Here is a 12,393-nt window from a genome sequence, read left to right on the forward strand (position 1 = left end):
CTGCTCCGGCTCAGAACGTATAGGACACACCAAGCATCGCGAAGGGCTGAATGTCCTTCTTCGAGAGCGGGCTTTCCTTGGCGTCGCCGATCAGGAAGCCGACGCCGCCGGCACCCGTCAACGTCCAGTTTTCCGTCATCAGATAGGAGACGGAGGCACTGGCGTCGATGCGCTTGAAGCCCGACTTCGCGTCGTATCGGCGCAGGCCCGAACGGGCGGACTGGGCAGAGGTTACGCCGAAATAGGATTTCATATGGTTGTCGTCCGCCCAGGTGGCGGACAGATCAGCACCGAAGATGAATTGCTCGTATTTCTGGGAGACGCTTGCGCCGACAGTGGCGGTCAGACTTTCGCTGCCGCCGATAGTCTTGTCCACCTTGGCATAGATTTCGAAGGGGTCGATGCCATAGGCGATGACACCGCCGACCACGCCGCCTGCCTTGATGTCGCCCATCCCGCGAAGATTTTTCTTGTCGTCCTTTTCCTTGCGCCCTTCTTCCCAGCCGCCCTTGACGCCCAGTCTGAAGCCGTTCTGGTTGAAGAGGTTGACGGTGGCGCCGCTGAAATCGATGCTCAGCGTATCGCCGTACTCGACGGAAACCAGCGGGAAGGGGCCGGCCTCGAACTTGTCCGAACCCTCGTATTTGGGCGCATAGACCGCACCCACGCCGAGCGTGATTTTCCATTCGCTGGAACTGCTGTAGCGGGCGTCGTCGAAATTGCCCTGCGGATCGGCCGACCTGTCCGATTTACCGATATCGGCCGCGAAAACGGGCGTGCAGACGGCCTGCGCCATCGGCAACGCTGTCAGGCACAATGCCAGCGCGCGCAGGTTTTTGTGCCATTTTGCCGTAAAAATCTGTTTCATGATCATATCCGTTGCAGCCTTGATGAATTTCCGGGCTGGGCTTGAAGCGCCGGAAAACCTGGAGTCGGGTTTCGTTGATGAGGACGCTACGCGGGCATAATTGCAGCGACATTACGCGGTGCGGTCCTCAGCGTGCGAAACGAAAGCCCGAGTGCCGGATCTGGAAAACATCGGCATAAGCGGTTTTCCTGATCGCAAAGCGCCCCGCATTTGTTACAACGCGGGAGTGTATGCGCCCGGAGGCTTCGACGACGTGCGGCGGCAGGACGGTTTTCGGAGGCGGTGCGTTCCGGAAGCGAGGCACGGTCGAAGGGCGGACGGGACAGTCGGGAGAGGGAGAGAGACAGTGACGCAACCCCAAACCGCGCAAAGGCGGCTGAGCGAGGTTCTGCCGGGCGTGATCCGCCCCTATACGCAGACGGAGCTGAAATCGGTTCTTTCGACGCTGAAAGACATCGGCAAGAATGAGCCGGCGGTGGCCGCGCTGCTTGCCGGTGAAAGCCCGCTGAAGGAATTCATTGCCGCAGCTTTCACGCTGTCGCCCTATCTGCGCGACATGGCTGCGGCCGATGAAGGGCTGCTGACGCTTGCTATTTCCAAACCGCTGGAGCCGCTGTTGACCGATCTTGTCCGTCAGGCCCGCGATTGCTGGAAGCCCGGGCAAGAGGGTGGCGTGCCCGTCGAAAACGAGGTGATGTCGCGTTTGAGAATAGCCAAACGGCGGCTTTCCTTCGTCGCAGCACTCGCCGATCTGGCGCGCATTTTCACCGCCCGCGATACGACGCGGTGGCTGAGCGACATGGCGGATGCATCGCTTTCCGCCGCCATCGATCACCTGCTGCTCGTCGCCCATGAAAGCGGCAAGCTCAAACTGAAGAACATCGCCGCGCCAAGTGAAGGCTCGGGACTGATCGTGCTCGGCATGGGCAAGCTCGGCGCACGCGAACTCAACTATTCCTCCGATATCGACGCGGTGGTGTTCTTCGAGCCGTCGGCGGGCATCATCGACGATCCCTATGATGCAACGGAGAATTTCGGCCGCATGATGCGCCGCCTCGTGCGCATCATGCAGGAGCGCACGGCAGATGGTTACGTCTTTCGCACTGATCTCAGGCTCCGGCCAGACCCCGGCTCGACGCCGCTTGCCATACCCGTGGAAGCGGCGCTGCTTTATTACGAGGGCAGGGGCCAGAACTGGGAACGCGCCGCCTATATCAAGGCGCGTCCGGTGGCGGGCGACCTTGCGGCAGGCGAAAACTTCCTGCGCGAACTGACGCCCTTCATCTTCCGCAAATATCTCGATTATGCGGCGATTGCCGATATCCATTCCATCAAACGGCAGATTCACGCCCATAAGGGCCATGGCGCGATTGCGGTGAAGGGCCACAACGTCAAGCTCGGGCGCGGCGGCATCCGCGAGATCGAGTTTTTCGCGCAGACGCAGCAGCTTATCGCCGGCGGCCGTATGCCGGCGCTGCGGGTGCGGGCAACGGAAAATGCGCTTGCGGCGCTGACCGAGGCGCAATGGATCGACGCCGAAACGCGCGACAGCCTGACGGAGGCCTATTGGTTCCTTCGCGAGGTGGAGCACCGTATCCAGATGGTGCGCGACGAGCAGACCCATGTGCTGCCCGACACCGAGACGGAATTGAAGCGCATCGCCTTCATGCTCGGTTTTGCCGATACGAAGGCGTTTTCCGAAAGACTGGAAGAGGTGCTGCGGCTGGTGGAACGCCGTTACTCGGCGCTGTTCGAGCAGGAAACGAAGCTCTCCGGTGAGGCAGGAAATCTGGTCTTCACCGGGCAGAAAGACGATCCCGATACGTTGAAGACGCTCGCGGCATTGGGTTTCGAACGCCCGGAGGATATTTCCCGCGTCATCCGCACCTGGCACAATGGCCGCTACCGCGCGACACAATCGGTCGAGGCGCGTGAGCGGCTGACGGAACTGACGCCGGATCTGCTCAGGGCCTTCGGCGAAAGCAAGCGGGCGGACGAAGCCCTGCTGCGCTTCGACAATTTCCTCTCCGGCCTGCCGGCGGGCATTCAGCTTTTCTCGCTGCTCGGCAATAATCAGGCGCTGCTGTCACTGTTGGTGACGATCATGTCGTCGGCGCCGCGCCTTGCCGAGATTATCGCCGCGCGTCCGCATGTCTTCGACGGCATGCTCGACCCGGCGCTGATGAGCGACGTGCCGACGCGCGACTATCTCGGCAGCCGGATGGCGAGTTTTCTCTCCAATGCCCGCCACTACGAGGATATTCTCGACCGGCTGCGCATCTTCGCGGCCGAGCAGCGTTTCCTGATCGGCGTTCGGCTTCTGACCGGTGCTATCCGTGGTGAGATCGCCGCCCGCGCCTTCACCCATCTCGCCGATCTGGTGATCGAGGCGGCCCTGAATGCGGTTCTTTCGGAGATGGAGGCGGCGCACGGACCCTATCCCGGCGGGCGCGTGGCCGTCATGGGCATGGGCAAGCTCGGCTCCTTCGAGCTGACGGCCGGTTCGGATGTCGACCTCATCCTCCTCTATGATTATGACGATGCCGCCCATGAATCCACCGGCGCAAAGCCGCTTGACGTGGTGCGTTATTTCACCCGCGTCACCCAAAGGCTGATCGCGGCGCTGTCGGCGCCAACGGCCGAAGGCGTGCTTTACGAGGTGGACATGCGGCTTCGCCCCTCCGGCAACAAGGGGCCGGTGGCGACACGCATTTCCGCCTTCGAGAAATACCAGCGCGAGGAAGCCTGGACCTGGGAACATATGGCGCTTTCCCGCGCCCGCCTGATCTGCGGCGATGTTTCGCTTATCGAAGATGCGCGCCACATCGTTGCCTCGGTGCTTTCCCGGAAACGGGAGGTGGCGAAAGTCTCCGCCGACGTGCTGGAAATGCGCAGCCTCATCGAACAGGAAAAGCCGCCGGAAAACATCTGGGACTTCAAGCTCATCAATGGCGGTCTGGTCGATCTGGAATTCATCGCCCAATATCTGGCGTTGGTCGGCCCGGTGAAGGGTCTCGCCCCGCACGAACCCGGGCGAAATACGGCATCGGCGTTGCAGGTGCTGGCCGCGCCGGTGATGGAGCAGCAATCCTTCGACGACTGCATGGCGGCAATGGCGCTTTATACCGAGATTTCCCAGATCGTGCGGCTGTGCATCGACGGCGCCTTTAACCCGAAGGAGGCTCCGGCCGGCCTCATCGATCTCGTCTGCCGGGCTGGAGACTGCCCGGATATTTCCACGCTGGAGGGCGAGGTGAAGCGGTTGGCGAAGACGGTGCGGAAGGCTTTTGTGGCGACGGTGAAGAATGGTGGATGATGGTGGCTGATGGTGGGTGCGATACCCCCCTCTGCCCTGCTGGGCATCTCCCCCTCAAGGGGGGAGATCGATATGCGGCACCTTTTAGGCCATCTCTAATGTTGCGAATGAGCTAGTGTTAGCTCCTGGCCGATCTCCCCCCTTGAGGGGGAGATGCCCGGCAGGGCAGAGGGGGGTGGCTGCGCGCGCTGCCGTTGCTTTAGCGCGACCCCACACCCACTCAATGCACCGTGCCGCAATGCCCCGCCGCATGCGGGATGATGATCGTCACCACTGTTCCCCGGCCTTCGCAGGAGCGGATTTTCATCGTGCCGCCATGCAGCCTGACGAGCGAGCGGGATATGGCAAGGCCGAGGCCGGAGCCGCCCTGGCTTTTGGCGTATTGGCTCTGCACCTGCTCGAAAGGCTGGCCGATCTTGTCAAGCGCCTGGGCGGGTATGCCGATGCCGGTATCGGCGATGGTGAGGATCATGGCGGCCTCGTGCACATGGGTGCGCAGCGCGATGCGGCCGCCATCGCCGGTGAACTTCACGGCATTGGAGAGCAGGTTGAGCATGATCTGCTTCATGGCGCGGCGGTCGCCCTGCATCGTCAGCCCGGCGCAGACCTTCTGCTGCACGGTGATGTTCTTCTGCTCGGCCTGAATGGCGGTCAGCCGCAGGGTTTCCTCGATGAGCGGCGCCAGATCGATCGTCTCGCGATTGATGCGCATATGGCCCGCCTCGATCTTCGACATGTCGAGAATGTCGTTGATGACGTTGAGCAGGTGCTTGCCGCTGTCATGGATATCGCGGGCATATTCGGAATATTTCGGCGAACCGACCGGCCCGAACATCTCGTTTTGCAGGATTTCGGAAAAGCCGAGAATGGCGTTGAGCGGCGTGCGCAGCTCATGGCTCATATTGGCGAGGAATTCGGATTTTGCGAGGTTGGCGGCCTGGGCGCGCTCTTTCTCGGCGAGATAATTGGCGTTGGCGTCGGAAAGCTCGGTCTTCTGCCGTTCCAGCTTGTGCTGCGAGGCGGAAAGATCGCCGATGGTGGCCATCAGCCGGCGTTCGGAATCGCGTAGGCGTTCCTGATGGCGCTTCAGAAGCGTGATGTCGGTGCCGACGGAAACGAGGCCGCCGTCACGGGTGCGGCGTTCGTTGATCTGCAGCCAGCGATCGTCGGCGAGCTGCACTTCCGTGGTGCGCGAAAGGCCTGACTGGTCGGGGTCCGCAACGCGCCGCTCCACCACCGGGCGTGCGGCCGCCGCATGCACGGTGCTTTTCTCCGTACCTGCCACCAGCACGCTGTCCGGAAGACCGTAAGCCTTCTGGTAATGGGTGTTGCACATTACGAGACGGTCGTTCTTGTCCCACAGCACGAAGGCTTCCGAGGTGGATTCGATGGCGTCGGCCAGGCGCTGGTCGGCCTCGGCATAGCGTTGTGCGAGGCGATGCTGTTCCGTAACATCCATGGCGATGCCGATGACGCGCGGGCCATTATTGGTGCGGATGACCTGGGCGCGGGCGCGCAGCCAGACATAGTGGCCCTTGGCATGGCGCATGCGGAAGATCTGGTCGATCTGACGTAGATCGCCGCAGCCGACAGCGCGGGCAAGCTCGTAGAGATTACCGTCTTCGGAATGCATCATCCGCGCCGCATCGGAAAAGGACAGCGGCGCTGCTTTCGGCGGCCTGCCGAGGATTTCGTAAAGCGAGCCGGACCAGAACATGCGCCGTGTCGAAAGATCGAAGTCCCAGAGGCCGCAACGGCCGCGCGACAGCGCCGTCTCCACCCGCAGGTTGGATTCGGCGAAGATGTCGTCGGCGTCGCGGGCGCGTTTGACCTGCATGTAATAGGCGTAGAGCACGACGAGAAGGATCGAGGATATGCCGGCGAAGAGTGTAACATTCATGGCGATTTCGCTGCGCCAGAACGAGCGGATCGGCTGCAGCGAGCGCCACGCGATCACCATGCCGCCATCGTCGCCGAAGGGGATCATCGTCGCATAATGCGGCTCGCCTTCGATATTGGTCTCGATGGTGCCGGGTGCGCCGGGAAAACGCTGTACGATGGCGATTTCAGGCAGCAAGGCGGGCAACGACGTGCCGATATAAAGCGTGGCGTCCTTGCCGGCGCCCGCGAAAATCCGGCCATTGCTGCCGGACAGAAGAACCATGGTGCCATCTGCGAGGCTGCCCGAAGGCAGCGCTGCGGCAAGGCTCGCCTCGGCACGGGTGCGCTCTTGCGAGGCAAAGACAATACCGTTGTTGATAAGGGCGGCCTTGGCGGTCAGCGCCGTCAGCGCCGTGGAGTGGCGGGCGGCCTCTTCCATGCGGCTGTATTCGGCAACAATGCCCAGCATGCGCGAGGCGGCGATGACGACGAGAAAGGCGAGGATGAGAATGGGGATCAGGCGTTTCAGCAGGGTCTCAACCTGCGGCATCGGGCGGTCGGAGCCATTCATCAAACCCATCAGGTCGCTGGAGAGCCTTTCGCCCCAGGCCGCAAGATCAGAAAATTTGGCATACGGTCGCTCATCGCCCGCAGTCGCCCGCCGCACGTTCGTCATTGTCCCGCCTTCGTGATATCCCCAGTGATTCGAAGCGCCGCCGCTCGAATATACGTAGTGAATCAAATGCGATTCGCCGTGTCCAGAGGCAATAGTTAAAAGAATTTTAACCCCTTGAACCGACTCCGTATTTTTTCGGGACAGGTCCGGCAGTCCGTTTCGAACTGCCGGAAAAGTGAAGGAAATCAGCCCTTCAGGATACGCCCGACGATGTCACTGACATCCGTTGAAAGGCCTTTTGCGTCGGCGATCGTCGAAAGTGCGACCTTGGCATGTTCAGCGCGGCTTGCCTCCAGCGACCGCCAGGAGCGCATGGAGGTAAGAATGCGGGCGGCAAGCTGCGGATTGCGCTTGTCGATGGCGACGATCTGCTCCGCAAGGAACCGATAGGCCTCCCCGTCGGCACGGTGGAAACCGGTGGGGTTGGAGAAGGCGAGCGTGCCCACCAGAGAACGCACCCGGTTCGGATTGGTAGCGACGAAATGTTTCGATTTCATCAGCGCCTTGATGCGGTCCAGCGCGCCGTCGCCCGGAATGGCGGCCTGCAGCGAGAACCACTTGTCTAGCACCAGCGCATTGTCGGCAAAGCGCGTTTCGAAGGCGGCGAGCGCTTCTTTCGTCTCGGTGCTATCGGGGAAACGCTGGGTCAACACGCCTAACGCATGCGCAAGATCGGTCATGTTGGTGGCGTCGGCATAGGCCTTTGCCGCCCGCAGCGGTGTTCCTTCCGCAAAGGCGAGATAGTTGAGCGCACCGTTGCGCAGCGAGCGACGTCCGGCACTGGCGGCATCCGGGCTATAGGCCTCGCCGTCAGCCTTGTCGTCCGCAAGCTGTCTGAAGGTTTCCAGTCCAGCCGTTGCAATCGCCTTGATCGTGGCATTACGCGCCTTGTGAATGGCGTCGGGATCGTAGCCGCCGCCCAGTTCCCGGGCAATATCCGTTTCGCTCGGCAGCGCCAGCGCCTGCGCCCGGAAAGCCGGTTCGAGCGTGTCGTCACCGACGATTTCGATCAGCGTCGCGACGAGGTCCGCGTCGATGCGCACTTCCTTGCCGTTCTGGACGGCCTTGGTGGCGGTAATCAGCGTGGGCAAAGCCAGATCGGTGAGGGCCTGGAAGCGGGCAAACATATCCGTCTCGTGCCGGGCGATCTGCACGAGGTCGCTAGCACCCTGTTCGAAGTGCAGGTTGACCGGCGCAGAGAAGCTGCGGTTGATCGACAGCACCGGCCGCGAGGAAATGCCGGTAAAGGAAAATGTCTGGTTGCGTTCGGTCAGGTGCAGCACGCCGTTGCGGTATTCGCCGCCCGTAACTGCCTGCGGTTCGGCGATCTGGCCGTTATCAAGGATCAGCGCCGCCGACAGGGGAATATGCCGAGGCTGTTTCAACGGCTGGCCGGGTGTGGGGGCCACGGTCTGTTCCAGCGTCAGCCTGAAGGTGGCAGTTCCGGCATCGTAACCGGAGGAGACGGAGATGAGCGGTGTTCCGGCCTCGACGTACCACAGCGAAAACTGTGACAGGTCGCGGCCGCTGGCATCGGCAAAACTCTTGACGAAATCCTCGACTGTCGCCGCGTCGCCGTCATGACGTTCGAAATAAAGGTCCATGCCCTTCTTGAAGTCGTCTTCCCCAAGGATCGTGGCGATCATGCGGGTGACTTCGGCGCCTTTTTCATAAACGGTCGTCGTGTAGAAATTGTTGATTTCGCGGTAGGTATCCGGGCGCGGCGGGTGTGCCAGCGGGCCGGAATCCTCCGGAAACTGCTCCGATTTCAGGTGACGCACATCGGCGATGCGCTTGACCGGGCGCGAGCGCATATCGGCGGAAAATTCCTGGTCGCGATAGACCGTCAGGCCTTCCTTCAGGCAGAGCTGGAACCAGTCGCGGCAGGTGATGCGGTTGCCGGTCCAGTTGTGGAAATATTCATGCGCGATGATGCGCTCGATATTGGCGTAATCCGCGTCGGATGCGGTTTCCGGGTCGGCCAGAACGAATTTGTCGTTGAAGACGTTGAGACCCTTGTTCTCCATCGCGCCCATGTTGAAATCGGACACGGCGACAATCATGAATATATCGAGGTCGTATTCGCGGCCGAATCGCTCCTCGTCCCATTTCATCGAACGTTTCAGCGCGTCCATGGCATAGGCCGCGCGCGGCTCCTTGCCGTGCTCAACGTAAATCTTCAGCGCCACTTCGCGGCCGGAGACGGTGGTGAACGTGTCTTCCACCACGCCGAGATCGCCGGCGACGAGCGCGAACAGATAGCTGGGTTTCGGGTGTGGATCGAACCATGCGGCGAAATGGCGGCCTTCATCGTAATTGCCGCCGCCGAGGAAATTGCCGTTCGACAGCAGCAGCGGATTGCCTTCCTTGGCGGCGATGATCGTCACCGTATAGGGCGCCAGAACATCCGGCCGGTCCGGGAAATAGGTGATGCGGCGGAAACCTTCCGCCTCGCATTGGGTGCAATAGACGCCATTGGTGCGGTAAAGCCCCATCAGCTGCGTATTGACCTGCGGATTGATGTAATTGGTGATGCATATCTCGAAGGGGGCCTCCGCCGGCAGATCGCGGATGGTCAGGCTATCCGGCGTCGCATCATATTGCGCGACGGGAACCTCCATCTGATCGAGCAGCAGGCCTGAAAGCTTCAACTCGTCGCCATCGAGAACGAGCGGCGCCGTCTGGTCCGAGCCTTCCCGGCGGTGAAAGATGAGACGGGCTTCGACCTTGGTATTCCTGGGGTCGAGTTCGAAGGTGAGATCCACCCGCTCCAGAACGAAATCGGTGGGGCGGTAATCTGCCAGGTGAACGATCTGGCCCGTGTCTGTTCGCATGACTGTTCCTGAATAACTTTGTCGTTGTCCTCCGGGGCATCATGTCGCCATAAGGCCCGGATGTAAAATAGGTGCAGTATTCGTCACGATCATGTGCGCGTCGGAGGACGTTCTGTCCCGCCATGGAAGGCTGTTCCAGCCCCGCAGACGATCCTCCCGCTGCCGGACCTGCGGACCATGCCAGCAAATGTTGAACGATTGCTGAAATTGTATTTTATTTTCTTCAAATTTTAGCAGGCGTGCCTTTGCCGGTCGAAAACGGTCCCGCGCCGCAGTCAGATCAACCGAATTCATGGGTGAATAACAATTTTTGATGTAAGCGATTGGTGTAATTGTTCTAGCCTTGCGCCAGTCCAATTCCCCTTAGGTCGTCCTTCCCCCGTGAAAAATTACCAGATGGCGTGTTTGCGCAGCCGATATGAGTAACTGCCCGATGAACGCCGAACCGACAAATCCCTTTCGGGGGATAAGTATGAAGCTGATTTCGGTCGGCTTCTTTCTGGTAATGCAGACCTGTATCAAGGCCTCCGGTCCCGATGTGCCGGCGGGCCAGATCACCTTCTTCCGCTCCGCTTTCGCCATCATTCCCATCGTCGTTTACCTTGCCTGGCTGCATGCGCTGACAAGCGCGCTGCACACCAACAATCTTCTCGGCCATTTCAAGCGCGGTTTTCTCGGCATTCTCTCCATGGCCTGCGGTTTTTACGGGCTGACCCTGTTGCCGCTGCCGGAATTCATCGCCATCGGTTACGCCTCGCCGTTACTGGCCGTCGTCTTTGCAGCCTTCATCCTGCGCGAGAAGGTGCGCATCTACCGCTGGAGCGCGGTTTTTGTCGGCATGATGGGCGTGCTGGTGATCCTGTGGCCGAAGCTGACGCTGCTGAGGGAGGGCGGTTTTGCCGCGGGCGAGGGGCTGGGCGCCATTGCCGTGCTTTGCGGCGCGGCACTCGGCGGTCTTGCGATGATCCAGGTGCGGCAACTGGTGGACACGGAAAAAACACCGACCATCGTGCTTTATTTCTCGCTTACCGCCACATTGCTGTCGCTGGTCAGCGTGCCTTTCGGCTGGAGCGACCTGGATGCGAGACAGTCCGTTCTGCTGATCACCAGCGGTATTTGTGGCGGCGTCGCGCAAATCTTCCTGACGGAGAGCTATCGTCATGCGGAGGTCTCCACCATCGCACCCTTCGAATACAGCTCCATCGTGTTCGGGATCGCGGTCGCCTACATCCTGTTCGGAGACATTCCCACCCTCACCATGCTGATCGGTACGGCGATCGTGGTATTCGCAGGCATCTTCATCATTTTCCGTGAACATCAGCTGGGGCTAGCGCGAAGGGCGGCCCGCAAGGCCTCAACGCCGCAGGGGTGATGCTGCGCATGAATGCGCCCAAACGCAACGCGGCATGCGCGGTGTGTGCCGCAAGCCGCGCGGCATCTTCAGGCCAAGTCGGCGTATGAGCCCTGCAAAAGCAAAAGGCGCCCTCCCGAAGAAAGACGCCAGCGCGCAATCATAGATGTGACCGGTTTTACGCCGGTCTGAGTGTTCTCAGCGCTCGCGGAAATCCGCGAAGACAGCTGCAGGACGTGTGACGCGAACCTGCTGCATGGCAGCGCGTGCGGTCATCTGTTCGTTAGCGGCAGCGCCGAAACGATGGTAACCCTGACTGGAGCGAGGGCCGAGGCCCGCCAGGCGGAGCGTTTCAAAGCCGGAATGCACCGGACGGAAGCGAGTGGTCATTGCCTTGGTTCCTTAAACCGAATTCCTCCCAAGACACGACGGCTTATCGCAGTGCAGCATGGATTCGGCAATGCGGCCAAATGCGGCGCTGTTATGCAAACTGCGCATGGCTTTTTTCATAATTCATTTACACTGAATAAGAATGAGGCAATCAGCCTTCGGATATTTTTGCCTGAAAGGCTAATAAATCCTGCCATGCCAATGACTTGCTGGCAGGTGCGTTCAGAAGTTCCTGCGGATGCAGGCTGGCCAGCGCCGGTAAAACCAGGTGTCCGGCTGCGACATCACGCCACTGTCCACGCAGCGTATGGATCGTTCCGGTGCCGCCGAAGAAGAAACGTGCGGTCAAGTTGCCAAGAAGCAACAGGTGTTTCGGCTCCGCAAGGGCAATCTGCCGCTCAATGAAGGGCCGGCAAATATCCATTTCGGCCTGAGTCGGCGGGCGGTTGCCCGGCGGCCGCCAGGGCACGACATTGCCGAGCATGATGCCTGAGCGTTCAAGGCCGATTGCGGCCAGCATACGGTTGAGCAGCAGCCCGGATTTGCCGGCAAAGGGCATGCCCTCGCGGTCGTCATCCGCATCCGGCATGGGGCCGATGACCATGACGGCGGAGGCGGGATCGCCTTCGGTGAATACCGTGTTGCGGGCGCTGTTCTTGAGGTTGCAGCCGCTGAAACCCTCTAGCGCGGTCTTCAGTTCGGAAAGCGACCTTGCGCTCTCTGCCGCAAACCGTGCGGCCGCCACGGCCTGTTCGTCCGGCATGGCGACATTTTGCTGAATTGCGGGGGCAGGCGGCGCGCCTCTCGCCGGCGCGGTGCGGCTTGCCGTCTGCCGCTGGGGAGCATCGGCACGGCGCTCGGGCGAACCGCCCTCCGTCTGGCGCGCGGGCGCAGAACTTTCCTGCCGCGCTGCGGGGCGGGCCGGGCGGGCGGCGGCAAACTCGGCGAAACGGTCGACCGGCTGCTCTTCGAGCAACCAGTCCACACCCGCATCCGCATGAAAATGCAGAAGCGCGGCGAGTTCGGCCGGGGAAAGGTCGTGAGCGGCGATCATGGGCGGAAATTATCCCATGTTCC

Annotated in this window: 7 protein-coding genes; 2 read left to right on the plus strand and 5 right to left on the minus strand. The window is 61.1% G+C overall.

What is annotated here, in order from left to right; genetic code table 11:
- Positions 1–10: 10 nt before the first annotated feature.
- Entirely contained in the window at positions 11–874 is an 864-nt protein-coding gene (locus QSK43_RS23375; RefSeq protein WP_332305473.1) for a MipA/OmpV family protein, read from the minus strand.
- A 340-nt stretch (positions 875–1,214) separates the two neighbouring features.
- Here QSK43_RS23375 and QSK43_RS23380 point away from each other — a divergent pair, with 340 nt between their 5' ends.
- Entirely contained in the window at positions 1,215–4,184 is a 2,970-nt protein-coding gene (locus tag QSK43_RS23380; RefSeq protein WP_332305474.1) for a bifunctional [glutamine synthetase] adenylyltransferase/[glutamine synthetase]-adenylyl-L-tyrosine phosphorylase, read from the plus strand.
- A gap of 220 nt (positions 4,185–4,404) precedes the next feature.
- Here QSK43_RS23380 and QSK43_RS23385 read toward each other — a convergent pair whose 3' ends face one another.
- Together QSK43_RS23385 and pepN are read right to left on the minus strand one after the other, a co-directional pair.
- Positions 4,405–6,741 (minus strand): PAS domain-containing sensor histidine kinase, encoded by a 2,337-nt coding sequence (locus QSK43_RS23385; RefSeq protein ID WP_332305475.1) that lies wholly within the window; start codon positions 6,739–6,741, stop codon positions 4,405–4,407.
- A gap of 185 nt (positions 6,742–6,926) precedes the next feature.
- On the minus strand, positions 6,927–9,575 hold the full coding sequence (gene pepN, locus QSK43_RS23390; protein ID WP_332305476.1) for an aminopeptidase N: 2,649 nt from the start codon (positions 9,573–9,575) through the stop codon (positions 6,927–6,929).
- A gap of 433 nt (positions 9,576–10,008) precedes the next feature.
- On the opposite strand from pepN, the gene QSK43_RS23395 reads away from it, so the two are divergent.
- The gene (locus tag QSK43_RS23395; protein WP_332305477.1) at positions 10,009–10,947 is read left to right on the plus strand and encodes a DMT family transporter; all 939 of its coding nucleotides are present in this window, start codon (positions 10,009–10,011) and stop codon (positions 10,945–10,947) included.
- Positions 10,948–11,124: 177 nt separating this feature from the next.
- Here QSK43_RS23395 and QSK43_RS23400 read toward each other — a convergent pair whose 3' ends face one another.
- Together QSK43_RS23400 and QSK43_RS23405 are read right to left on the minus strand one after the other, a co-directional pair.
- Entirely contained in the window at positions 11,125–11,316 is a 192-nt protein-coding gene (locus QSK43_RS23400) for a hypothetical protein (protein WP_003497027.1), read from the minus strand.
- Between the two features lie 151 nt (positions 11,317–11,467).
- On the minus strand, positions 11,468–12,370 hold the full coding sequence (locus tag QSK43_RS23405; protein WP_332305478.1) for a uracil-DNA glycosylase: 903 nt from the start codon (positions 12,368–12,370) through the stop codon (positions 11,468–11,470).
- Between the last annotated feature and the right edge of the window lie 23 nt (positions 12,371–12,393).

The sequence above is a fragment of the Rhizobium sp. GR12 genome, assembly GCF_036596185.1.
Lineage (GTDB): Bacteria > Pseudomonadota > Alphaproteobacteria > Rhizobiales > Rhizobiaceae > Agrobacterium > Agrobacterium nepotum.

Coding starts and splice junctions, on each gene's coding strand:
- QSK43_RS23395 (WP_332305477.1), top strand. CDS start 10,009: ATGAACGCCGAACCGACAAATCCCTTTCGGGGGATAAGTATGAAGCTG.
- QSK43_RS23375 (WP_332305473.1), bottom strand. CDS start 874: ATGATCATGAAACAGATTTTTACGGCAAAATGGCACAAAAACCTGCGC.
- QSK43_RS23400 (WP_003497027.1), bottom strand. CDS start 11,316: ATGACCACTCGCTTCCGTCCGGTGCATTCCGGCTTTGAAACGCTCCGC.
- QSK43_RS23385 (WP_332305475.1), bottom strand. CDS start 6,741: ATGACGAACGTGCGGCGGGCGACTGCGGGCGATGAGCGACCGTATGCC.
- QSK43_RS23405 (WP_332305478.1), bottom strand. CDS start 12,370: ATGATCGCCGCTCACGACCTTTCCCCGGCCGAACTCGCCGCGCTTCTG.
- pepN (WP_332305476.1), bottom strand. CDS start 9,575: ATGCGAACAGACACGGGCCAGATCGTTCACCTGGCAGATTACCGCCCC.